Genomic DNA, 21,992 nt, shown 5'->3' on the forward strand with positions numbered 1-21,992 from the left:
AAGCACATGAGCAAGTCGAAACAATCCGCGCTTCCATCACTCGAAGACGTCGCGGCCTCTGCCACGCCCGAGGCCGAAGATCCGGCCGAGCTCGCCGCCCGCATGCAGATCATGGCGAACTACTACAAGGGACAGGCCAATGCGCTCGAACTGCGCATGATCACGGCGCTGTCACAGGCCGAGGTCAACGAGCAGAAGGTCGCAATCCTCCAGCAGAAGCTCGCCACCCTCATGGCATTCGTCGAAAGCCATCCCGACGCCATGGTCAAGGAACAGGCGCTCACCGCAACCGCTGCACCAATGCAGTGATCTGAAACCCCTAGCCAGCAAGGAAAACCGAATATGACAACCACACCCCGCAAGTTCGTCGTCACGATGTCTGACGGCACCACGAAGAAGATCAACGCTCACCGCATGGAGCGCGACGGCTCCGGCACTCGGCTCTACGACGCCGAAGGCGAGATGGTCGCCAGCTACTATGACGGCGAGGTCAAGAATTGCGAGCGCGAAGATTTGGTGTCGTAGATTGCGGGGAATGGAGTGGTGGCGGCCTAGCAGCTTAGATGTCGAACGCGGCGCCATCCGACGCCAGTTCAATGATGGCCGTCCGGATTTCATTCTCCTGCCACCCTGCACGCATCGCGCGAATGACAAGGCGCGTAAACAGAAGAGCAATGGCATCCTTGCAGGTTGCGCCAGAGGTCGGAGAAGATATCTCAGTCTTGCGCCTCAGAGCGTCCAAAACCTCTTTCGGTACTGAAGTCTTGCCGTGATACCAGCGGTGAACTGACCGAAAGGTCCATCCAAATTCTCGGGCGACTTTCGATTGCGCCCCGTAACCATAGATTGCCGAACAAAGAAGGCGGAATTCTTCGTGATCGTCCATGAGACGCGCTGCGATTCTGTATAAATAACGCCCCCCGGCATGCCTATTAATCACGGCTCGAAAACGGCAGCAATACTATCGGATGGGCATTTCTTTGATAGTGAGGACGTGGGTCACAGATCCAGTGGGGGGCCGAGTATTGCGGTGAGTCCATAGAAGGGAAGGAGAAAGTCGAGGCCCATAGACTGCGTTCTATGGGCCTCGACTGTGAGATCAATCAGACCAGGAAGAAGTCGTTGGCCGTCAGGGCTAGCCCAGGCGAGAGCGAGGCAAACTTCATTGCAGCCGCGCCGCCAGCGCCGTCCTTGTCGAACAGCAGATCACCGGTCGTCGAGTTGTAGATGATGCGATCGCTCGCATCGTGAGCGCCGGTGCCGATGTGGAAGGCAGCAGCCGACAGATAGCCCGCACCAGTATTGGTGAAGTACGCGTTGTCCAACTGCATCGTATCCTGGGCGACATTGTAGTCCGTGATCTTGTCGATGTTGGTCGAGCCGAGAGGCTTGTTGAACACGAACGTGTCGTTGCCGGCACCTCCGACCAACGTATCCGATCCCTTGCCGCCGTTCAGCGTGTCGTTGCCAGCCCCGCCACGCAGGATATTCTTGCCGTCATTGCCGACCAATGTGTTGTTGAGCGTGTTGCCGTTGCCGGTGAGATCGGCAGTGCCAAGAAGCTCCAGCCGCTCGACATTGGCTGCAAGAATCCAGTCAACGTCGGAGCGCACAGTATCAGTGCCTTCGCCGGAAAGTTCGATTGTTCGATCACCGGTCGACGACACGATATACACGTCGTTGCCGGCACCACCCTCCAGCGTGTCAATGCCAGTGCCACCGTCGAGATAATCGTTCCCTCGTTGCGCTAACAGCCTATCATTGCCAGCATTTCCGTAAATTTTGTCGTCACCTAATGGCCCGTTGGTCGACGTGTCATCTCCAAGGAGTAAGTCATCGCCTGCGCCGCCGATCACGGTGTCGTTGCCAGCATTGCCATGGATCTCGTCATTACCTGCACCACCATCGAGAACATTGTTGCCCGGATTACCGAAGATACGGTTATTCACAGCATTGCCGGTGCCGTTAAGGTTATTGTCTCCGTAAAGCTTAAGAACCTCGATCGTTCCCTTCACCGACGGTGAGGCAAGGTCGAACGAAATGTAGGTATTTACTGTATCGTAGCCGTTAGAACCGGCTACACTTTCATCTATGATGTCATTTGAACTAATGACGAGATAACGGTCATCGCCTGCACCGCCATACAGATAATTTGTGTCTTGATAGATAATGCTGCTGCCGGGCGCAAAAAAGTCACCCGCTAAATAGTCATCTCCGCTCCCCCCATACAAAACATCGTTGCCATCACCAGCTTCAAGTTCGTCGTGGCCATCATCACCGTAGAGCGTATCATTCCCTTCATAGCCATAAATATGGTCATCGCCTCCGGCACCGTGAACAATATCGTTCCCCGCATATGCATAAACGTGGTCTACCTCAGCGGTCCCTGTGTAAACATCGTCACCATTGGTCAGTTCTTTAAAGGGCATTCACCACTCCTTTGTAGTATCCAATGCAGTGCTTTTAACCTCCCCCGATAACATCATATTGCGTCATTTCGAAACCCCGACTGCAAGAGATCGCCAACGATACGCGGCGGTTCGTGCTGCCGTTTGATGCCGTTGCCCATGACCTCGTCGTAAGCGCTGCGCATTCCATAGAGCTTCAGCGTGCTCATGAGTTCGAGAACCTGGCAGGCAGCATCGACAGCCCCGAGACCGTCGGTGGGAACACAGCCGAGGATGGTGACCATTTGCCGATCACCATCATGGATGCCTTTCAACCGCCGGCGCACTTTCTCCATCGCTGCGGGTAAGACCCATTCCCGGAACGGCGCACCCGTGCCCCCCATCCCGAGGCGGACCGTACTCCAAACCAAGAAACCTGCAATCACGCCTTACGGCGGGAAAGGACACGTCATGCGCCTCGCCACAAATTGGCGGGCGGTGCTTCGCCATGCCTGGAGCATCCGTCTGATCTTCCTTGCCGCACTTCTTTCGGGTGCTGAGGTCTCGCTGCCGCTGCTCGAGGAGTGGATGCCGGTCCCGGCCGGCGTCTTCGCCGCTCTTTCTTTCATCACCACTGCCGGCGCCTTCATCGCCCGGCTCATCGTTCAGAAGGATCTATCCGATGAAAAGTCGCCTGAAGATTAGTGCTGCCGTCATGGCGGCTGCCGTCGCACTTGTCGGCGGCTTTGAAGGTCTGCGCACTCGCGCGTACATTCCGATTCCCGGCGATGTGCCTACCGTCTGCTTTGGCGAAACGCGCGGCGTGAAGCTCGGCGATCGCTATACGGTCGACCAGTGCAAGGCCATGCTTGGCGATGCGCTGGTGGAGTTCGAAACCGGCATGCGCCGCTGTTTGGTGGCGCCTGAGAGCATTCCAGATAAGCCATACGTAGCCATGCTCAGCCTGAGCTACAACATCGGCACGCGTGCGTTCTGCGGCTCGACTGTGGCGCGCAAGGCCAACGCTGGCGACATTCGTGGGGCCTGCAATGCCTTCACGGCATGGAACAAGGCTGGCGGCCGAGTAATCAAGGGCCTCGTTACGCGCCGCGCCGAAGAGCGCAAGCTCTGCCTCGAGGGCGTGCGCTGATGTACGCGGTGTGGACCCTAATCGGAGGCTTCCGCGGCATTCTTGTCGCGGTGGCCGTTCTGGCATCTGCTTGGGCCTACAACAAGGCGGTGGATAATCCGATTGTCGTTGCGCAGGCGAGGGCGGGCTTTGTGCTCACCGCGGAGCGCGATGCTTTGGCGGCCCGGCTGAATGAGGAGCAACGCCAGCGGAAAGCGTCAGACGCGGCTTTGTCAATGCTGCGCAATGAACTGGACAAACAGCAAGAAAGCGAACTGGCTGCCTCCGAGCGCCTGGAATTGGAAATTGCAGACTATGAAAAGAAACTCGCTGACGCTGGCCGCTCTTGCCGCCTTGATGATTCCGATACTGACTGGCTGCGTGACGACAAAAGCTAGCCTGCTCGACGGCCAGACGAGGGCAGGGGTGACCTTGCCGGAATGGCCTGCCGAATGCCGCAAGAAGGAAATCCACGCCGCATTGAAGAAGGGCGAGGATATCCGGGTCATTCTGAAGCGCGAGCGCTTGGCGCTCGAAAAGCAAAACAAACGCACGGATACCTGCGCCGCATATTATGACGAGCTGCGCCGACTGATGGGTGCGGGGAAATGAGCGCGGAGCAGCTAATGGCTGCGATCGGCTTCTTTCTTCTGGTCTCCGGGGCGCTTTGGGGGATTTGGTGGCGGATTGAGGGCAAGGTCGACGCCGCAAAGAAGGCCGCGACCGACACCGCGTCGTCAGCATCGGCCCTTGCATCTCTTGCTCGAGAAGAGCTGGCCGATCATCGCCTGATGTGCGCACAGACATACATTACGAAAGAAGGACTTCGCGACGTTAAGGATGAGATCATGGACGCCCTCCATGGCGTCAAAGGATCTATCGACCACCTTGGCGGCCGAATTGACAGCATGTACAGTGGGACGCCTGCGCGCCCCAAGCGGCCGGCTTAGCAGAAAAGCATAAACCTACCTAAACTCCATATTACCATCCATTACCACCCAAAGCCCCGCTTGCCCTAACCGATGAGCGGGGCTTTTTCGTTTCTGCAGCGGTTGTTTCCTTTTCGAACATTTTCCGTCAAGCTATGCCTGCGAGGGGCTGTTGCAGTCATTGTGGGGGAGCAATTGCAACGGCGATATGTGAGAGTGAATGACCCAAAAAGCTCGTTCTTGCGTGGTGTCTGTAAGACATTGCGACGCGAATTTAGTTATCCGGCCGGTAGCGACCAGGCGATGGAAATAGCCAACGATATCCTTGCGCTATTTGAATCTGGCCTAACGGATGAAGGTTCTTTGTTAGACGCCTATCGCAAAAGCAAAGCGAAACATCGCCCCTCATTGGGAAGTACACCATAGTTCGAAATGGCTATTTTCGCTTTTTAGGCTCTATCGCCCGCGTGTTCCTTATGGAGGCGCGGGCTTTTTTGCGTTCTAGCCGCGTCGACAATCTTTGACTGCTGTGTTTTGTAATACAATTCGACCGGCGGTTGGACTGCTCGACAAGTCGAGACGCGTGGGGGCAACAGTGAGCAATAACAAGCAGATCACGGGGAATATTGGCCTCTACCACGTGGCGCGGGAACTGTCGCGCGAGGGCTGGAATGTCATGCCCACCATGCGGAATGCAAAGGGTGCTGATATGTTAGCGGTGTCGGAAGATGAGCGTACGGTGCATCCGATTCAGGTCAAAGCCCATTCTGCGAAACCTCAGGATGTTTTGCTCGGCCTACACCCCGATCGGTATGTTACTCCATGGTGGGTCTTTGTCGCATTTGCGAGAAGCGCCGAACCTGTGTGCTACGTCATACACCTTAGCGAAATTCTATCCCTCAAGACCCGTGATCCGGGTACACGATCGGCCAAAGCCGAGCACGAGCGGCTTTTCTGGTTTCATCGTCGTTATTACACTCCCGGATCAAGCGAGGAACTGGTTGAGACGCGTAATGCCTGGCACAGGCTTGGGTTAGCCCGAATTACGTGACCCTGCCGCTGCAAAAAGCGGCGGCGGGGCCTTTTTGAGCTTCAGACTCAGACAACAAAGAACTCTCCTGCCGTCATTGCGAGTCCGGTCGACAGTATTGCGAATTGGACGGCAGCCATTGCGCCATTACCATCTTCGTCAAACAACAACGAGCCGGTTGTGCTGTCATAGATAATCCTGTCAGAGGCATCCGCTGCGGTTGAACCCATGCGAAATGCCGCGGACGACAAAGCGCCTGCGGTGAGACCGGTAAATATCTCGCTCCCCAAACGAATTGAGTCATCGGCAACCGAATAGTCGGATATCCGATCGACGTTGCCGGTCCCAAGGGTGGTGTTGAATGCAAACGTATCGCTGCCGGCGCCGCCCCTAATATTGTCGTTGCCGCCGCTGCCGCTCAGGTAGTTGTTTCCGGCGTTGCCAACGAGGGTGTTGTGAAGGCTGTTGCCTGCACCGGCCAGGTCGTCTGTTCCTTGCAATTCGAGTGTTTCGATATTCGCATTCAAGGACCAGCTTATGTAGCTGCGAACGCTATCCGCTCCCTCAGTTTCCAGCTCGATGGTCTGGTCGCCTGTTGACGAAACGATATAGATATCGTTGCCGGTTCCGCCGCTCATCGCGTCGTCACCCAGTCCACCATTGAGTAGATTGTCTTCAGAATTGCCGACCAACGTATTGTTCAGGGTGTTACCGGTTCCATTGAGCGCGGTGCCAATCAATTCCAGCCGCTCGATGTTATCAGCCAAGGTCCATGTGATGTAAGAGCGTACGGTATCGGTGCCGTTATCGACGGACTCGAAAGTTTCATCGCTAGAAGAACTGACAATAAAGATGTCGTTGCCCGCGCCGCCGAATGCCTGATCTATACCGGCCTCTCCGTTGAGTGTGTCGTTTCCATCGCCACCCGACAGCGTGTCAGCCCCTGAGCCGCCATTGATCTCATCATTGCCGCCGCCACCGCTTAGCGAATTGTCACCGGCATTGCCGGAGAGGATATTGCTGAGCTCGTTGCCGCCTCCTGAAAGATTGCTCGCTCCCAAAAGTTCGAGTTGCTCGATATTATCGCCAATCGTCCAGCTCAAATAGGAACGAACGGTGTCAGTGCCTTCGCCAGGATCCTCAATTGTTCGGTCTCCGACAGCATCGACAACATAGGTGTCGTTGCCGACACGGCCATCCATGTAATCCTTGCCCGTGCCACCATTGAGAGTGTTGTTGCCAGAATTTCCGACCAGGGTGTTATCGAGGCCGTTGCCAATTCCTGAGAAATTACCCGTACCTTGAAGCTCCAGCCTCTCGACATTGTCGCTAAGCGTCCAGTTCACGCTTGCGCGGGCAATGTCGGCTCCACCATTGGCAGATTCGATTGCACGGTCACCGGCAGAGGCAACGTAGTAGATATCATCTCCCGCACCACCGACCATGGAGTCGTCGCCGGCACCACCGTCCAATGTCTCATTGCCGGAAAGGCCGAACACAACGTCTGCCTTCGATGAGCCATTGACGGAACGGCCTAAAGCGGCCGCGACAAAAAACGGCAGCGGTCCGATCCCCTGCACCGAGATGTTTTCAACTCGAGCAGCCGCCACCGTTTGTTGCGCAATGCGGATTACGTCCCCGGAGGTACCGTTGGTAATTTGTAAGGTTTCTCCCGACCAGGACGCCGTGAGGCTGCTGAGGGAGATGCCGCCTTCGAGAACCAGGGTGTCTGAACCGCCGTTTGTTAGCTTGAAGAGAGCATTGGCCGCAGTGCTCCACATAAAGCCGCTGACCCAGGTGTTTACTATCCCGCCGGCTTTAACGCCCAATGCATTTGCTGTACTGATATCTCCCGAGGCTGTCGTCGAAGCAGAGACAAAATCCTGTACGCTGTCGGGACCATGCCCGGTTCCGAATACGTATTGGTCATTACCTTCTCCGCCGATCAGGGTGTCATTGCCATCTTCGCCGCGAAGGCTGTCGTTTCCGGCACTGCCACGCAGGGCGTCGTCACCTTTGCCGCCATAGAGATAGTCATGCCCTGCACCGCCGTTGATGTTGTCGTCGCCGCCAAGACCGAACAGGACGTCATTTTCCGACTGGCCGTCGTCGGTCTTGGTATCTCGTCCTATCATGACGTCGGCGAATTCAGTCGCCTCGAACGCCTCGATGCCAATTCCGCCATCATCGTCGACAACGGCAGTGCTGTCGCTCCAGTTCTGCAGATTGATGGTGATGCCAGAGGTGTGAGTGCGATAGCTCATCACATCGAAGCCAAACGAACCGTAGGCGGTATCCGAGCCGGCGCCTACGACGAGAATATCGTTACCGCCATGCCCCCAAAGTTCGTTGTTGCCGGAATTGCCATACAAGGTATCACCGAACGCAGATCCTTCGAGCCCTCTGATGTTTATGTATGTGTCTCCGGCAGCGTCACCAGTGTTGATCGACGGATTGGCCAGGGAAGCGATGACTGCTTCGCTGGCCCTGAAATACGATGCGAAATCGTAGATATTTGTCGATGAGTTTGTACCGCCGTTGAGCACGTCGGCGCCTGCGCCACCCTCAAGTGTGTTTCGGTACTCGTTGCCCGTCAGTTGATCATTGAAGGCCGATCCGACAAGATTGAGGATGCCGTTGAGTTGGTCGCCGGCTGCGTGCCCGCCTGATGCAGCGCCGGTTGCCAGATTTATTGTCACGGCAGCGTTGGACTTGGCATATCCGGCCGTATCCCAATCCAGCGGATCTGGCCCGCCGTTGAGAACATCGGCACCCGCACCACCATCGAGATAATCCAGGTCAAAGCCACCGTTCAGCGTGTCGTTACCTGCGCCGCCCATCAAAACGTCGGCTTCAGTGCCACCGGTGAGTATGTCGTCTCCACCGCCGCCGCTGATCCAATCCCAGCCTTCACCACCGTCCAGGCGATCGTTGCCGTTCGCACCGATAACGATGTCGTCGCTGCTGATCACCTCCGCGTCATTGACGCCGATGACGCGGACACCGGAATCAGAAAAAACATAGTTCCTGTCGTCCGTGGCAAACCAAACATCCCGCCCAGTCGTTTCCCCGATAACGTTGACGAAGCCGTCGGTTCTGACCTGCACGCCAGTGACGTTATGATAGCCCACTCCAGACATGGAGTTGGAGAACGTTAGTCGCAGTGTCTGGTAGCCATTTTGGCTGATTACCTCGACATCATTGGCAAATACATCGACGATGCCGGGGACGTCAAAATCAGCTGCGACCTTGATGTCTACAGTAACCTGACCTGCCGCATTTCGGGTAAGTGTGACGTCGTCAGGTGTGACGCTGACACCGGCATGGGCGAGTGATGCCATGAACCCGCCCAGACCACCGTGAAAATCTGCCACGTTCGTCTGCGCGAGCTTTAGATCGTTGGCCTGTGCAAGTGAAACCGCCCATGCCGCGGCAAAAATGGAATCGGGGTTCGAAGCGATCAGTGCATTAACGACCGCCCGATCATTCAGATACTTACCGTATTGCTCGGCAACGGACATGTCACCCGACAGCGTTGGCGTATCGACCGCGGTTGAATTGGCTGCCGCGCGCTTGAGAAGCAGGTCACCACCAATGACCTGCGAATCCTGAATGAACCCCGCAATCGCGCCGTCGACCATCTGTTCGGCGCTGCCGACCTCGCGGCCATTGACGAAGTAGTCCATATCAGAACCGTCGAGCGTGATCTTCATTCGCTGAAGAACTCGAACGAGCTCACCTTGCATCATCCCATAATTGTCGATCAGCTCCTGGGATATCTGCAAGCCATCGACATAGGCGTTGGCTACATCAAAGCCGCCCACGGTGCGCACGTATTCTAGGCTGATCTTGTGAACAGCCTCGGCCCATGCAGTCGTCGCGTCGTGCGGGAAACCGTCAACTGATTCCCATTGCGCGGCCAGATTAAGCAGACCGCCTCGATCCGCAGACAAGCCGGTGAGCATGAAAAGATCAATGGTGGCCTGGGGATCCGGTTCATCACCAAAAAGATCGCCCAAAAACGTTCCGATCAAGGTGCCGAAAAAGCCGCCGATTCCTGGTAGAAGGAAGTTCCCTAGGAAACCCAATGAGCTTCCAACCGTCCCCAGGAAAGACGAGCCGAGCGCTGAACCCGCGATCGATCCCAGTGAGCCGCCAATCTGACCTTCGATGGTTTCGGCCGGAAGGATTTCACGAGCAAGGGCCGACCCAAAGAAAGTACCAACTGCCCCGGGAAGGACACCAAATGCCTCGGTGAAATCAGCGCCTTCCAACAGTGCATGACCAGCCTGCCAGTTGGTCATGGCGGTGTTCAACAGGCTACCGGCATAGGCTCCCGTACTGACGTTGAACAATTGAGCGCCAAATCCCTCCAGCCCCATGGATTCGCCCAGCTCAGCGAGGAGGAAGGATGAAACAGTTCCGCTGGCGGCAGTTGCCAGATCGACTGTCACATCCTCGAGCTGTCGGATCGCAACCCCTAGCGAAGAACCAAAATTGAGTTGATCTCCTGAAAACACATGGAACCCAGTATCCATGATTACTTCGGCAAGGTTGCGAGCAACGAGACCCAGCGCTGTTCCGGCCGCCAGTTGCGTGAACTGGCTCTCGCCTTCCGTCAGCATCATCCCAAGCTGTGTGCCGAACGCCTGACCGATAGCGCCGGCAGCGTCGATATAGGCTTGACTGTCGTTGTGCACACGCCAGCCATTCGCGATGTAGGTGTGATATTTCTCGACTTCAAAATTGTAAGTCGCCCAACCACGCTCCACATAGGGTGCACAAGCCAAACCACCCACCGTGGCATAACGCACAACCTCGGCTTGCTCGAACATAGACGCAGTTGCTTCCGAATAGACGATGCGCTCGGCGGTTACGCGGCAAAGAGTACCGTTTTCCAGAACGATCATGCCGCCACGGTTGACCAGTTGCTCTATTGGTTCAAATGCGCCGAACTCATTTAGAAAGGCATGACCAGGCGTAGCATAAGTAACGGAAGCAGTGTCCGCGGTCTGTCGTGTGGAACTTTGTTGCTCGGCAGTTTCCTCTGACAGGGTGCTTAACTTCAGCCATTCCGTTGTGACATTCTTGAATACCCTTACAACAGGTCCGTGAACGAGCGCATTCCGATTGCCAGCTGCGGATTCAAAAGCCAAGACTGTGTCGCCAATATCTATCATTTCAATAGATTTGGACTTTCCGCCCACAAGGGAAATCTCAGTGCCGGCAGGAAAGCAACGCGGGTCTGTCAATTCCTCTAAAGTAGGGCGATCTCCCGGAATCGGTCCGTCATCCGGGAGGACGTCCCAATGTATAGGGGTCCCTTCACCTGTCGCGGTGCCAAGATTTTCAATTCGAATCCCGGTTTTTACAAATATTTCGTCGGCCGCTTGCGTCGATGGGCCGTCATAAACTGGCTCCGCTTGAAATAAGTTAAGATATATCCGACTATCATTATGCTCATCGACAATAAGAAGGCCTCGCTTAAGGGCATCAGCAGCAAGTATAGCCAGGGCATTTTCTGGAAGATCGTAAGACTGAGCAAATTGTGATATCTTGACTCCAACTCTATTGTTAAAGGAGTCACGGACAGAATCGACAAATGTACTAGGCCCTCCAAATATGTCGCTGAACTCCCGTCCTTCACCATAAATCGTAGCGGTCAATACATCATGATTGAAAACTAATCCCGCTGACGTTAATGCGTGGGCCAGCGCGTTAAAGTCACTTTGACCATCGCCATTGAAAATAAGAAACTCCTGCTGAGCATTTTCAATAACAACGTCCCTATAGCGTATATAAGTCTCATGGACTGTTTCGCTCACTTGACGCTCTCCACGTGAACTTTATTACCCTTGCGCGTGATAATTACGCTGCTAGCTTCTTGCTTGGAGAAGCATCGTGTCTCATCCTCGCCAAAAACTGGGCCCGATTCGTCGACGGAAAACTTCCAACACTGTTCTTTCTTAGAAGCAAATGTAATGTAAAGAGTATCAATTGGTACTTGCTCTTGTTGCCAGCAATCTGGCAAATCATGAGAAATAAGAGCTCTATTGATCAACTCTTGACTAGTCGAAAGGCACACATTGCTCCATTCAGAATCTAAATTAATCTTATCGAGATAGAGAAATTCGCCATTTTTGAGTCTCTTTGTTTCTAGATTTGGCTCGTACCGACCCAAAAAAGCAAGCAAGCCAGCCAAACCCACGCCAAACGCGAAAAGTAAAATGAGGGAGCGAGCTTTCGTCATTATGTTTTTGTCGAAAGATTCTGCGCAAGTTGAGTACGGTAGATAATCATTTTCTTGTTCCCACTTCGCCAATCGCTTGGAATTAGTTTCGACTTTGACTGCGGTCTCGCATTCAATCCCGCTGCGACCATATCTGAACACATGGCGTACAATTCAACGGCTACTGGCTGAAGAGCGAGGTTTCGGTTATCGGCGACAGAGCGAACCAGTTCGCCTTTGACCGTACGGCCGCCTGGAACGGGTGCATATTTGATATAAAACTGCTTGAGAAGGATTGGCGGCATAACGAGCCATTCCAAATCCTTTATTGACAGCTCGCGAGCTTCTTTGTCCTGGCTCATCAACCAGACAATCTCACCAAAAATCTCGGCAACTGACTTGCCTGCGACAGGATCGACTGGTTCCGAAACTTTTTCGGAACCAACTGTCGCGCGCGACTTCTTTTCGCTTTTTTTGGTTGTCATCTATTCACCCAAACCCTGCCTGCAGCCATAAGCGCGGCTTTAAGGTATTGCAATATTGGGGTCTGGGTCCTGCCTCTATTATGTTGATCTGTTGCTTCGAATCCATAAGTTTGATTTCACTAATATAGTCACACGCTACTTTGCTCCCCCGAGCGATCTGTGCAATCAATTCGAGGGATCGCACTTGGGGGATTGGCGATGGGGAAGCTTGTTGCGGCGCTGCTCGGCGTTTTTGTTGCCGTCGCAGCGGTACAATCAGCGTTTGCGGCTAACACTCCCTGCAGCGGCCGGAAGGGTGGCATTTCGCACTGCCAGGGCGCCACATTCATCTGCAACGACGGGTCGGTAAGCGCGAGCCAGAAGAACTGTTCCGCGGTCTTCGGTGGCGGCAACAGCGCGCTTGGTTTGATGAGCAGGGGAGCTTCTGAAATGGCTCCGGCCAACGCTCAGACGGAATGTTCCTGCCGGTCGGGGCTGTACTGCACAGGGCCACGGGGCGGCCAATACTGCCTCACGGATACCGGACGGAAAAGCTATTTGCGAAAGTAGTTGAAGGAAGATTTGCCGGCGCAGGCCGTTCCGAAAGGGCTCAGTCTTGGAACAAACTCGCTCGTCAAATGTTTTGCTAGTGCCGGCCATTGAGTTTCCGACGGGCAGTTTTAACTGGCTCCACGGAACTAGTGGATGGGCAACCGGCCCGCTTCGGTCAGCTGAGGCGGGCCTTAATTGTACCTCCAATTTTAAAGCCCCTTGCACGGGTCGGCAGCTCGGAACGAGTTCCCCTCCGGAATCGGCTCCAAAGGGGCGCAATCCCACATCTGGCACCTCGAAGACCTGGAGTATCGCGTCGTCCAATGCCACAGCCAGCCTCCTCGCCTGGGAAATGGCAAGCCTGAGGATATGCCGGCGAGATTGGTATCCCTGAATTCAGGTATGGACAGCGGCGGCGAAAAAGGCGGTAGGCCTTTGCGTTTCAGCCTTCAGACGACGAAGAAGTCGTTGGCGGTCATTGCAAGTCCCGGCGCAACGGTCGCGAATTTGATCGGGTCATCGTAGCCCGACCCATCCGGGTCGAAGAGGAGGTCTCCGGTCGCCCTGTTGTAGATGATGCGGTCGGTCGCATCATGCGCCTCTGTTCCGGTGTGGAAAGCGCCCGCCGACAGCCAGCCGGTCGGCAGCCAGTCCGACCAGCGGTGTCTAAAGACCTCGTTCTCCAACTGGATCGTATCCTTGGCCGGATTGTAATCGTTGATCCTGTCGACGCCGGCATAGTCGAGTGATGAATTGAAAAAGAACGTATTGTTGCCGTCGCCGCCGATGAGCGTGTCCTTGCCCCAGCCACCAACCAGCGTGTCATCGCCGGCGCCACCACGAAGGATATTGTCGCCGCTGTTGCCGATGAGCGTGTTGTTGAGCGTATTGCCATTGCCGGTCAGGTTGGCGGAGCCTAGGAACTCCAGCCGCTCGATATTGGCGCCGAGCGTCCAGTCGATATAGGGCCTGACCGTATCAGCGCCTTCGCCTGCAAGTTCGATCGTCCGGTCGCCTGTCGAGGAGACGATGAAAACATCGTTGCCGATGCCGCCATACGTCGTGTCCTTTCCGGCTGCCCCGTTGAGGATGTCGTTGCCGGCACCCCCTCTTAGCGTGTTGTCTGCGACGTTGCCCGTGAGGCTGTTGTCCAGGCTGTTGCCCGTTCCGACCAGATTGGCTGTGCCTTGCAATTCCAGATTCTCGACGTTCGCTCCGAGTGTCCAGTGAATAAGGGAACGAACGGTGTCTCTGCCTTCGTTCGCAAGTTCGATTGTCTGATCACCAGACGAAGAAACGACATAAGTGTCGTTGCCGGCGCCACCATACATCGCATCCTTGCCGGCCTTGCCATCGAGGATGTTATTGTCGTTACTTCCTCTCAACAGATTGTCGAGCGTATTGCCGGTCCCATTAATAGGCCCATAAAGCAACACAAGCCTCTCGACATTGTCCGGCAGGGTGAAGTCGACAGATGCGCGTACCCTATCAAGTCCCTCGCCGGGCAGCTCGATGATCGTGTCGAAGCCAGGACCTATAATGTAGGTGTCATCGCCTGTTCCGCCATACAGCATATCGTTGCCGTAACCATCGAAAAAGACGTCGTTGCCACCCATCCCGTAGAGCGTGTCGTCACCGTCATGGCCGTATAACCTGTCGTTGCCGGACCCCAGTTGGACGACATCAGCCCCGAACCCGCCAAAGAACTCTATGTCGCCGAACAGTTCGAGAAACGCGTCGACCGAAACGGACAGAGCGTTATAGCTCTCAACCAACGAAACCGAGAAATCTTGAAACTGCAGTCTTGCGGACGTTGCGATCGTTTGGCTGAGCTCAAATCCTGTAGCTATCCCAGAGAGCGGGGTCGGATCGTTTTCATCAGCACTGGCGTATTGGAAGCTGGTGCCGGTCCATTTTGCGCTGCCACCTTCCGATCCTTCGCCGTCTTTGTATATCAAAAGACTCGTCGTCGATTTTTCGGTGATGAGCGGACCAGCCCAATCGACATATTCCTGCAATTGGGCGCGAAGATTGCTACCCAGGCTTTGAAACACTGACAGTCTGATTTTGGTCATTGTCTGGTTCCTCCTCAGGGATAGTGTGGCATCCCACATCCTCTAATGAGAGGCCGGCGCGACTTGGGCGACTTGGGGGTCTTCGCGCCGGCCTTTGCAGCGACGGGGTCAGCTGCGAAATCAGTTAATCATGGAATTCTTTGCCGTCCAGCGATTTTGATTGGAACGTCAATGGGCGTCGCGACGTTGGCTCGGTGCCGCCCCATCTGTCCGTGCCCTAATCACCGTGGGCGGCAGTCGCCGGCGTTTCCCTTACTCCCCGGCGGCATAGAGCCCGCCTTCGCTTCCCTCCGCGATGGCGGGCTTCTCTTTGCCGTTTCCGCATCACCTAAGGGACTGGCGAGCCAGCTCTAGTTCGGCGGTATCCGGAACTTTATCCTTCGGCCATCCGATGCAGCAGGCTTCCACCGCGGCCGCATTGGCCTCGCGCCAGACGTCGCAGATGTCGGAATTGTCCGGGCCGTCTCCTTCAAAACCCTGAATATCCCAGCCTTCCATGTCGTACTGGGCTTCCGCAGCCTGAAGAGGTGTCACGCCGGCCTTGTCGAACACTGCTTGGGCGGCAAGCAGGCCCCGAACGATTTCTTCCGGTTTTGCACCTGGGATGTGGATTGTGATCGACATTGTCTCACCCCTCCCTAAAATCCCGGCACCCTGTCTTTCTCAGATTCTTCGCGATGTTCGGTGGAGCAATACCAGAGCGTGCCGTACCGGGTGTTCACGCCAAACGGCGCAACTTTCTTGCAACCGCTGCTGTGGTCGCAAATGTGGTTCTCGATCTGTCTCGGGGCAACTGGTTGCCCGACCGTGCGGTTTTCGTCCGACATGGTTCAGACCAGCGATTTTGGCTTGCGGTCCTGGCGGTCGAGCTTTTCCTGAAGGTGTGCGTTCAAGACCATCTGTTCCTTCAGGGCTTTCATCGTGTCGCCGCCGTGCAGGCGAGCGAATTTCTCGGCGGTGGTCTGCAAAATTGCCTCTTGCCGAGCATCAAGCGTGACAATGTGGTCCATGGCGGGACCTCCTGTTAGGCATGGACTCCATAAGAACAAAATGAGAACATAGAGTCAAGTCAAGCTTTTACCGAAGCCTGGAGAGAAATGCCCGAGCGCATCACTGCTGCCGATGGGAGAACAATTGACGCGACCACTGCGCGCTGCCAGCAACGAACCATCCTGACAGGCTCCGGCCGCTTGCGATGTTATGGTCGGCAGGCGGATGGACGCGGTACCACAGCCAGTACGTTTTCAGGAGTTCGCAATGTCCAAGGTAAACCGACGAAACTTGCTCCTCAGTTCAGCAGGTGCCATCATCGCATCGACCGTTGTCGGTGAGGAGAAGCGGCCGCGGCAACAGGTTCCGTCCCGAGAATTGCAGGCTTTGATCGAAACACATACGGCAACGTATGCGGCGTTCGGTCGGGCCATCCACGCAACGGGCGGTAAGGGCAGCGATCATGCGGAGGCCAGCCGAACTGAAGAAAGGGCGCTGGTGGCTCTCTGCTGTTATCCTGCAGTTTCCGATGCTGATCGCTGGGCCAAGGCCAAGTATCTTCTTAAAATCGAGCGGCGCGGAGAACTCGACCTTAAAGAGCATATGCAAGCCGTTCTACGTTCGACGATGTGGAGAGCATAAAGGTACGCCAGGGAGTACAAAATGCAGTCTTCAAAAGGGCTGCTCTGAAAGCAGTCACCTCAATGAAAATCCCTGGTTTTGACCTTGATGGTGTCGATATGGCGGTCCGGAACGTAGATATCCCGGGTACGGATACCCTTCGACGGCAGATCTCGCGGATCGCGCGTTGGACTTCCGTGATGGAATTCATCGCCTCTGCCATGGGGGAGAGGAAAAGCTGTTTCCCGCTCGCCGACGGTGGCGAGTTCCTTGGTCAGATCTTTCAGCTGATGGGCGACAAGGTGCACGACTTCCCCCTCGCGCTGGATTCGGCCTTTGACGGCGATCATGGCTCCTGAAAGCACAATACGACGGAACTTTTCGAAGACCTTCGGCCAGACGACCAGATTGGCGATTCCGGTCTCGTCTTCGAGAGTGATGAACATGACACCTTTAGCGCTTCCGGGCCGTTGGCGGACCAGGACAATTCCGGCGGCTTCAAGCCAGCGACCGTCGCGGGCGTCCATGGCATCCCGACAAGAGCCGATGCGCTGCCGATGAAGATACTGGCGCAGGAACGTGACGGGGTGGCTCCGTAATGTCAGGCCGACATGGCCATAGTCCTCTACCACTTCGCCGCCGGCCGTCATGGGGCGTAGTTGGACCACGGGTTCGGTGATTTCCGGGACGATCTCGGCTTTGAGGCTGCTTGCTGCCGCAAAAAGGGGAAGCGGTTCATCCCGGAGCGCCTTAATCGCCCACAGTGCTTCGCGACGGGCAAGGCCCAAGGCAGGGCGAAACGCGTCTGCTTCGGCGAGCTGGACGAGAGATGCTTGAGGAACTGCACCGCGCCGCCAGAGATCGTCAACGGAAGCAAATGGTTCGTCAGCGCGCGCAGATACAATTGCCGCGCCATGGAGGTTGGCAAGCCCTTTGACCATCCGCAGGCCGAGACGTACCGCGAAGCGACCGTCTTTGTCATCGGTGGGTTCAAGGCTGCAGTCCCAGCGCGAAGCGTTGACACAGACGGGACGTATGTCGACGCCGTGGTCGCGTGCATCGCGCACGATCTGCGCTGGAGCATAAAAACCCATCGGCTGGGAGTTCAAAAGTGCTGCGCAGAATACATCAGGATGCCAGCATTTGAGCCAGGCGCTCGCATAGGCGATCAGTGCGAAGGAAGCCGCGTGGCTTTCGGGAAAGCCGTAGGAGCCGAAGCCTTCGAGTTGCTTGAAGGTTTTCTCTGCGAATTCCTGTTCGTATCCGTTGGCCACCATACCGGCGATCAATTTTTGACCGAACTTGGAGACGCCTCCAGTGTGTTTGAAGGTCGCCATCGATTTGCGCAGAAGGTCGGCCTCGCCGGGTGTGAAGCCGGCGCATTCGATGGCAACGCGCATTGCCTGTTCCTGGAACAAGGGAACGCCGAGTGTCTTGCCGAGAACCTTTTCCAGTTCCGGCTTGGGATAGTGCACAGGTTCCTGACCGTTGCGACGGCGAAGGTAGGGATGAACCATGTCGCCCTGGATCGGACCTGGCCGGACGATCGCAACCTGCACGACGAGATCATAATAGGTGCGTGGCTTCAGCCGCGGCAGCATCGACATCTGTGCCCGTGACTCGATCTGGAAGGTGCCCAGTGTGTCGGCCTTGCGGATCATCGCATAGGTTCGTGGATCCTCCGCCGGTATCGTCGCCAGATCGAGATTGATGCCTTTATGGTCGCAAAGCATGTCCAGCCCGCGCTTCATGCAGGTCAGCATGCCAAGCGCCAGCACGTCGACCTTCATGAATTTCAGCGCCTCGATATCGTCCTTGTCCCACTCGATGACCTGACGATCGACCATGGCGGCGGGCTCGATCGGAACCAGATCGTCAAGGCGATCATGGGTGAGCACGAAGCCGCCCGGATGCTGGCTGAGATGGCGTGGTGCACCCATCAGCTGTCGAGCAAGATCCAAGGTCAGGCGCAGGCGTCGGTCGGCAAGATTGAGGTTCAGGTCTTCGACGTGCTTCGGTTCGACGCCTTCCTCCGACCATCCCCATATCTGTGATGAAAGCACCTTGATCAGGTCCTCTGGCAATCCCAGGGCCTTGCCAACATCGCGAAGTGCTCCCTTCGAGCGGTACCGGATGACAGTCGAGCAAAGTGCGGCCCGATCGCGGCCGTAGGTGTCGAACACCCACTGCATGACGATCTCACGCCGCTCATGCTCGAAATCGACGTCGATATCGGGCGGCTCATGGCGCTCTTCGGAAACGAAGCGCTCGAACAAAAGATCGTTGCGCCCAGGGTCGATCGACGTGATGCCCAGAACGTAACAGACCGCCGAATTGGCGGCTGATCCACGGCCCTGGCAAAGAATATCCTTGGAACGGGCAAACCGGACGATCGCGTTCACCGTCAGGAAGTATGGTGCGTATTGCAGCTTTGCGATCAGCCGCAGTTCGTGCTCCAGGGTCTTACGCACGCTGTCGGGCAGGCCTTCCGGATAGCGGCTTGCAGCGCATTCCCATGTCAGTTTCTCCAGGGTTTGCTGGGGCGTGAGGGTCGGGTCGTCGCGCTCCTCGGGGTATTGATAGGCAAGCTCGTCGAGCGAGAAGCGGCACCGATCCGCAATCTCGATGCTGTTCGCCAAAGCCTCCGGATACCGTGCAAACAGCCGATGCATTTCCAGTGGCGGCTTGAGATAGCGGTCGGCGTGCCGTTCGCGCCTGTCGCCGAGCTCGTCGATCGTCACATTATGCCGGATGCAGGTGACAACGTCTTGCAGGATACGGCGGTCCGGGACGTGAAACAGGACATCGTTGGTGACAACGCAAGGCATGCCAATGCGACCGGCCATATCTGCCAGGTTATAGAGGCGGAGCTGGTCGTTTGGTCTGCGCCGCAGGGTGAGGGCAAGGTAAGCTCTGTCACCGAAAGCACCGCGCAGACGCCGGAGCCACATGCCGCAGAGATCGTCGGCGTCATTCGGTACAAGTACAGTGATGAGCCCCTCGCCATAGGAGACAAGGTCATCCCACGCCAGAAGACATTTGCCCTTGCCGCCGCGTTTCTTACCGAGGGAGAGCAGGCGGCAGAGACGAGAATAGGCAGGTCGATCCATCGGGTAGACAAGCACCGACATACCGTCCGTGAGGTCCAGCCTGCAGCCGACGATGAGGCGGATACCTGTAGCCTTGGCCGCCTCATGCGCTCGAACAATGCCCGCAAGCGAATTGCGGTCGACGATACCCAGCGCCTCGATGCCATTTGCTGCTGCCTCAGCGAAAAGCTCATCGCAGGACGAGGCTCCGCGCAAGAACGAGAAGTGCGACGTGACCTGCAACTCGTTATATCTGAGGGCGGCGTTCATCCGAAGATGCCGTGCAGGAACCAGCGATGGCTGCCCGTATCGGCATTTTCGCCATCACCGGAGCGGAAAATCCAGTAACGTTCGCCTGCGTCGTCCTCGACCTGAAAGTAATCCCTGACAGCGATCAGCTCGGCGTCGCGTTTCCACCATTCGCCAAAGACACGCTCGGGTCCGTCGGCGCGGCGCACGCGGCGGCGGATACCGCGCCATGTAAAAGAAACAGGAGGATGGTCGGGCAAAAGAGCTACCGTATCGATCGCTTCGGGCTTCGCCAGCAGCCGTGAAGGACGCGGCCAGCACCCGGGCCAGTTTGCATCGGTCTCCGGGGCCATCGCGGGAATGCGGGCGACAGAGCGTTCCGGGACATCACTGGCAACCGACGTGACACGGAACAGCCTTTGCTCGCCGACGCGGTTGGTGAGGATATCCACCAGTCCGGAAACATCGGCCACGGGATCGTCGATCAGGCTGGTGGCCTGTTGCTTCTGCTCGAAGGGTTCAACTGCCGTCGCGGCAAGCGTTATGATCTCGATGCCAAAGCCTGGCTCAATGGTTTCAATCTTGTCGCAAAGCAGCCGCGTAAGCCGCTTGATGTCACGCACCGGCAATGCCGTACCGACGCGAATTGCCTGCACACGATTGTCGACACGATGGCAGACCAGATCGAGGCGGCGTACTCCAACGCCGTGTTCTTCAAGGCGTTTGCCAAGCTCGACGACAAGCTTGCCGATGTAGCGGGCAATCGTCTCGGCAGCACCGATCGGTTCGGCAAAGGCGCGTCGAACATCGATCATGTCAGGTGGACGGATCGCATTAATGGGTTCGCGCACGTCCCCGACCGCCTGATCGATGCGACGGCCAAGCTCGGGGCCAAAGCGCAACGTCAGAGGTGCCCGGGGCTGTGCAAACAGATCTGAGATCGTTCGAAACCCAAGAACCTGCAGGCCTGCGACAGTATCGGATGACAGACGGAGTGCCGCAATCGGCAGCGGGCGGATTGCGGCCAGGCTCTTGCCGGGTTCGACCACCGAAATGGGTTCGGCCGCGTATCGAGCCGCCGCATGGGCTGCACCCCAGGTGTTCGCGACAGCCGCCCTTGCAGCAATGCCCGAGCCCGACAGGCGATGAACCATCTCAGTGAGCATTGCCCCTTCGCCGCCATGGAGATGGTCGCTTCCTGTCGTGTCGATGACTATCCCGTCAGGGGGGTCGGAGGCTACGACGGGTGCATACCGCTGCAACGCCCAGACGGCGAGACGTTCAAGGGCGGCCGCGTCCGCATCCGGGTCGCCATCGAGGACGAGCAGCCCAGGTACAAGCACCTGAGCCTTGGCAACAGGCATTCCGACGCGCAAGCCCGCGCCATGGGCGACGGCATCGAGTGCCTGCACGATCCGCCTGCTTCTGTCCCGGCCGACCAAAACCAATGGCTGGTCAGGCGGAGGCGAAGCGTCGCCCGAGTTCCTTCTGATGCGGTCCGTGGGCCAGGTCGGCAGGAACAGCGAGACGACCCTTGTCATCGCACCCCTCCAGCTCGAAATCCGCACTTTCGCCCGCGCGAGCCCGGATCAACTCCACCAGCCAGCGCGCGCGACCCACGCCAGGAACGGGCAGGGGAGTGGATGGCAGAACAGAGATACGCCACCTCGTGACGGCTGCGGTCGGTTGCCCGAAATCCGCTGCCTCTGTCTGCCGTCGCCAGCGCCGCAAGGCGATCGCGAGAGTTCCGGATGCTTCCGCCGCAAGCTGAAGTCGCCGCGACGCTGTCATGGAGAGATGCGCGACCTCGGCAATCGCAGCTCCAAGACCGCCATGACGCAGTCCTTCCTCGAAACAAGCAAGCACTGCTTTTTCGTCTCCGGCTTCGACATAAATCACGCGGTCCGGCGGCAGGCCTGCCTGGGCCAGGGCAGGCGCAAACAAATCTGGTCTCGTGATGCACCAAAGAATCTTGCCTTTCGTGCGAGCAGCGATACCGGCAACAAACAGCGCGGCCGCCGCGCCATCGATCGCGCCGTTCCCGCCACCTGCAACCTCGTGAAGGGCTCCAAGAGCCAGCCCGTTTCCGGGCAGACGCGTATCCATTGCTGCGACCCCGAAAGGAAGCACCGCCTTTGCGCGCTGATTGTTGCCTTCGATATGCCCAATGCTGGCGCGCAAGGATTCCACAGCGGGATTCAGCCGCACCAAAGTTACTCGCTCAATGTGAATGTTCGCTATTTGTTCT

The 21,992-nt window shown here is 56.8% G+C and carries 21 protein-coding genes and 1 pseudogene; 10 read left to right on the plus strand and 12 right to left on the minus strand.

The window, feature by feature from the left end; translation table 11 throughout:
* The first annotated feature begins 6 nt into the window (after positions 1 to 6).
* Both G6N74_RS28465 and G6N74_RS28470 read left to right on the plus strand, forming a co-directional pair.
* Positions 7 to 309, plus strand: coding sequence for a hypothetical protein (locus tag G6N74_RS28465; RefSeq protein WP_165121368.1), 303 nt, complete (start codon positions 7 to 9; stop codon positions 307 to 309).
* Positions 310 to 342: 33 nt separating this feature from the next.
* Entirely contained in the window at positions 343 to 525 is a 183-nt protein-coding gene (locus G6N74_RS28470; RefSeq protein WP_165121369.1) for a hypothetical protein, read from the plus strand.
* Positions 526 to 559: 34 nt separating this feature from the next.
* On the opposite strand, the gene G6N74_RS28475 is transcribed toward G6N74_RS28470, so the two are convergent.
* The 3 genes and pseudogenes from G6N74_RS28475 to G6N74_RS31660 all read right to left on the minus strand — a co-directional run.
* Positions 560 to 886, minus strand: coding sequence for a helix-turn-helix domain-containing protein (locus G6N74_RS28475; RefSeq protein ID WP_165121370.1), 327 nt, complete (start codon positions 884 to 886; stop codon positions 560 to 562).
* A gap of 217 nt (positions 887 to 1,103) precedes the next feature.
* Positions 1,104 to 2,429: a calcium-binding protein gene (locus G6N74_RS28480; protein ID WP_165121371.1), complete on the minus strand. Its 1,326-nt coding sequence runs from the start codon at positions 2,427 to 2,429 to the stop codon at positions 1,104 to 1,106.
* A 77-nt stretch (positions 2,430 to 2,506) separates the two neighbouring features.
* A pseudogene (locus G6N74_RS31660) lies at positions 2,507 to 2,617 on the minus strand (IS21-like element helper ATPase IstB); the annotation flags it as partial.
* 241 nt (positions 2,618 to 2,858) lie between these two features.
* Between G6N74_RS31660 and G6N74_RS28490 the strand changes: the two are divergent.
* The 6 genes from G6N74_RS28490 (at position 2,859) to G6N74_RS28515 (ending at position 5,496) form a co-directional block, all read left to right on the plus strand.
* The gene (locus G6N74_RS28490) at positions 2,859 to 3,092 is read left to right on the plus strand and encodes a DUF7940 domain-containing protein (protein WP_165121372.1); all 234 of its coding nucleotides are present in this window, start codon (positions 2,859 to 2,861) and stop codon (positions 3,090 to 3,092) included.
* Positions 3,070 to 3,537, plus strand: a complete 468-nt coding sequence (locus tag G6N74_RS28495; RefSeq protein WP_246246028.1) for a lysozyme — start codon at positions 3,070 to 3,072, stop codon at positions 3,535 to 3,537. Before G6N74_RS28490 ends, G6N74_RS28495 begins: the two co-directional genes overlap by 23 nt.
* The gene (locus tag G6N74_RS28500) at positions 3,537 to 3,914 is read left to right on the plus strand and encodes a hypothetical protein (RefSeq protein ID WP_165121373.1); all 378 of its coding nucleotides are present in this window, start codon (positions 3,537 to 3,539) and stop codon (positions 3,912 to 3,914) included. The genes G6N74_RS28495 and G6N74_RS28500 overlap by 1 nt, the downstream gene beginning before the upstream one ends.
* Complete coding sequence (locus G6N74_RS28505; protein ID WP_165121374.1) at positions 3,898 to 4,128, plus strand: hypothetical protein; 231 nt, start codon at positions 3,898 to 3,900, stop codon at positions 4,126 to 4,128. The genes G6N74_RS28500 and G6N74_RS28505 overlap by 17 nt, the downstream gene beginning before the upstream one ends.
* A 14-nt stretch (positions 4,129 to 4,142) precedes the next feature.
* Positions 4,143 to 4,466, plus strand: a complete 324-nt coding sequence (locus G6N74_RS28510; RefSeq protein ID WP_165121375.1) for a hypothetical protein — start codon at positions 4,143 to 4,145, stop codon at positions 4,464 to 4,466.
* Positions 4,467 to 5,040: 574 nt separating this feature from the next.
* On the plus strand, positions 5,041 to 5,496 hold the full coding sequence (locus G6N74_RS28515) for a hypothetical protein (RefSeq protein ID WP_165121350.1): 456 nt from the start codon (positions 5,041 to 5,043) through the stop codon (positions 5,494 to 5,496).
* 47 nt (positions 5,497 to 5,543) lie between these two features.
* Here the strand turns inward: G6N74_RS28515 and G6N74_RS31315 are convergent, their stop codons facing one another.
* The 3 genes from G6N74_RS31315 to G6N74_RS28530 are packed head-to-tail and all read right to left on the minus strand — an operon-like array spanning position 5,544 to position 12,189.
* Positions 5,544 to 11,300 carry a beta strand repeat-containing protein gene (locus G6N74_RS31315; protein ID WP_165121376.1) on the minus strand — a complete coding sequence of 1,919 codons (5,757 nt, stop codon included), beginning with the start codon at positions 11,298 to 11,300 and terminating at the stop codon, positions 5,544 to 5,546.
* Entirely contained in the window at positions 11,297 to 11,725 is a 429-nt protein-coding gene (locus G6N74_RS28525) for a hypothetical protein (RefSeq protein ID WP_165121377.1), read from the minus strand. The genes G6N74_RS31315 and G6N74_RS28525 overlap by 4 nt, the downstream gene beginning before the upstream one ends.
* Positions 11,725 to 12,189, minus strand: a complete 465-nt coding sequence (locus G6N74_RS28530; protein WP_165121378.1) for a toxin-activating lysine-acyltransferase — start codon at positions 12,187 to 12,189, stop codon at positions 11,725 to 11,727. The genes G6N74_RS28525 and G6N74_RS28530 overlap by 1 nt, the downstream gene beginning before the upstream one ends.
* Positions 12,190 to 12,387: 198 nt before the next feature.
* On the opposite strand from G6N74_RS28530, the gene G6N74_RS31680 reads away from it, so the two are divergent.
* Positions 12,388 to 12,738: a YdcA family protein gene (locus G6N74_RS31680; RefSeq protein ID WP_512698586.1), complete on the plus strand. Its 351-nt coding sequence runs from the start codon at positions 12,388 to 12,390 to the stop codon at positions 12,736 to 12,738.
* Positions 12,739 to 13,169: 431 nt separating this feature from the next.
* Here G6N74_RS31680 and G6N74_RS28535 read toward each other — a convergent pair whose 3' ends face one another.
* The 3 genes from G6N74_RS28535 to G6N74_RS28545 form a co-directional block, all read right to left on the minus strand.
* Positions 13,170 to 14,795, minus strand: coding sequence for a calcium-binding protein (locus G6N74_RS28535; RefSeq protein ID WP_165121379.1), 1,626 nt, complete (start codon positions 14,793 to 14,795; stop codon positions 13,170 to 13,172).
* A gap of 324 nt (positions 14,796 to 15,119) precedes the next feature.
* A complete protein-coding gene (locus G6N74_RS28540; protein ID WP_165121380.1) occupies positions 15,120 to 15,419 on the minus strand; it encodes a hypothetical protein in 300 nt (99 codons plus the stop codon).
* 206 nt (positions 15,420 to 15,625) lie between these two features.
* Positions 15,626 to 15,805 (minus strand): hypothetical protein, encoded by a 180-nt coding sequence (locus tag G6N74_RS28545; RefSeq protein ID WP_165121381.1) that lies wholly within the window; start codon positions 15,803 to 15,805, stop codon positions 15,626 to 15,628.
* A 247-nt stretch (positions 15,806 to 16,052) separates the two neighbouring features.
* Between G6N74_RS28545 and G6N74_RS28550 the strand changes: the two genes are divergently transcribed.
* Complete coding sequence (locus G6N74_RS28550) at positions 16,053 to 16,427, plus strand: hypothetical protein (RefSeq protein ID WP_165121382.1); 375 nt, start codon at positions 16,053 to 16,055, stop codon at positions 16,425 to 16,427.
* Positions 16,428 to 16,486: 59 nt separating this feature from the next.
* On the opposite strand, the gene G6N74_RS28555 is transcribed toward G6N74_RS28550, so the two are convergent.
* Genes G6N74_RS28555 through G6N74_RS31055 form a run of 3 tightly spaced genes read right to left on the minus strand, consistent with a single transcriptional unit; the run spans position 16,487 to position 21,952 of the window.
* Positions 16,487 to 19,765, minus strand: coding sequence for an error-prone DNA polymerase (locus G6N74_RS28555; protein WP_165121383.1), 3,279 nt, complete (start codon positions 19,763 to 19,765; stop codon positions 16,487 to 16,489).
* Positions 19,762 to 21,285, minus strand: a complete 1,524-nt coding sequence (locus G6N74_RS28560; protein ID WP_165121384.1) for a Y-family DNA polymerase — start codon at positions 21,283 to 21,285, stop codon at positions 19,762 to 19,764. Before G6N74_RS28560 ends, G6N74_RS28555 begins: the two co-directional genes overlap by 4 nt.
* Positions 21,200 to 21,952 carry an ImuA family protein gene (locus tag G6N74_RS31055; RefSeq protein ID WP_312857940.1) on the minus strand — a complete coding sequence of 251 codons (753 nt, stop codon included), beginning with the start codon at positions 21,950 to 21,952 and terminating at the stop codon, positions 21,200 to 21,202. The genes G6N74_RS28560 and G6N74_RS31055 overlap by 86 nt, the downstream gene beginning before the upstream one ends.
* Positions 21,953 to 21,992 lie beyond the last annotated feature (40 nt).

The sequence above is a fragment of the Mesorhizobium zhangyense genome (assembly GCF_011045115.1).
Classification (GTDB): Bacteria; Pseudomonadota; Alphaproteobacteria; order Rhizobiales; family Rhizobiaceae; genus Mesorhizobium_M; species Mesorhizobium_M zhangyense.

Excerpts from the sequence above, each read along its gene's own strand:
- G6N74_RS28465 (WP_165121368.1), top strand. The coding sequence starts at position 7 with ATGAGCAAGTCGAAACAATCCGCGCTTCCATCACTCGAAGACGTCGCG.
- G6N74_RS28470 (WP_165121369.1), top strand. The coding sequence starts at position 343 with ATGACAACCACACCCCGCAAGTTCGTCGTCACGATGTCTGACGGCACC.
- G6N74_RS28475 (WP_165121370.1), bottom strand. The coding sequence starts at position 886 with ATGGACGATCACGAAGAATTCCGCCTTCTTTGTTCGGCAATCTATGGT.
- G6N74_RS28480 (WP_165121371.1), bottom strand. The coding sequence starts at position 2,429 with ATGCCCTTTAAAGAACTGACCAATGGTGACGATGTTTACACAGGGACC.
- G6N74_RS28490 (WP_165121372.1), top strand. The coding sequence starts at position 2,859 with ATGCGCCTCGCCACAAATTGGCGGGCGGTGCTTCGCCATGCCTGGAGC.
- G6N74_RS28495 (WP_246246028.1), top strand. The coding sequence starts at position 3,070 with ATGAAAAGTCGCCTGAAGATTAGTGCTGCCGTCATGGCGGCTGCCGTC.
- G6N74_RS28500 (WP_165121373.1), top strand. The coding sequence starts at position 3,537 with ATGTACGCGGTGTGGACCCTAATCGGAGGCTTCCGCGGCATTCTTGTC.
- G6N74_RS28510 (WP_165121375.1), top strand. The coding sequence starts at position 4,143 with ATGGCTGCGATCGGCTTCTTTCTTCTGGTCTCCGGGGCGCTTTGGGGG.
- G6N74_RS28525 (WP_165121377.1), bottom strand. The coding sequence starts at position 11,725 with ATGACGAAAGCTCGCTCCCTCATTTTACTTTTCGCGTTTGGCGTGGGT.
- G6N74_RS28530 (WP_165121378.1), bottom strand. The coding sequence starts at position 12,189 with ATGACAACCAAAAAAAGCGAAAAGAAGTCGCGCGCGACAGTTGGTTCC.
- G6N74_RS31680 (WP_512698586.1), top strand. The coding sequence starts at position 12,388 with ATGGGGAAGCTTGTTGCGGCGCTGCTCGGCGTTTTTGTTGCCGTCGCA.
- G6N74_RS28535 (WP_165121379.1), bottom strand. The coding sequence starts at position 14,795 with ATGACCAAAATCAGACTGTCAGTGTTTCAAAGCCTGGGTAGCAATCTT.
- G6N74_RS28540 (WP_165121380.1), bottom strand. The coding sequence starts at position 15,419 with ATGTCGATCACAATCCACATCCCAGGTGCAAAACCGGAAGAAATCGTT.
- G6N74_RS28545 (WP_165121381.1), bottom strand. The coding sequence starts at position 15,805 with ATGGACCACATTGTCACGCTTGATGCTCGGCAAGAGGCAATTTTGCAG.
- G6N74_RS28550 (WP_165121382.1), top strand. The coding sequence starts at position 16,053 with ATGTCCAAGGTAAACCGACGAAACTTGCTCCTCAGTTCAGCAGGTGCC.
- G6N74_RS28555 (WP_165121383.1), bottom strand. The coding sequence starts at position 19,765 with ATGAACGCCGCCCTCAGATATAACGAGTTGCAGGTCACGTCGCACTTC.
- G6N74_RS28560 (WP_165121384.1), bottom strand. The coding sequence starts at position 21,285 with ATGACAAGGGTCGTCTCGCTGTTCCTGCCGACCTGGCCCACGGACCGC.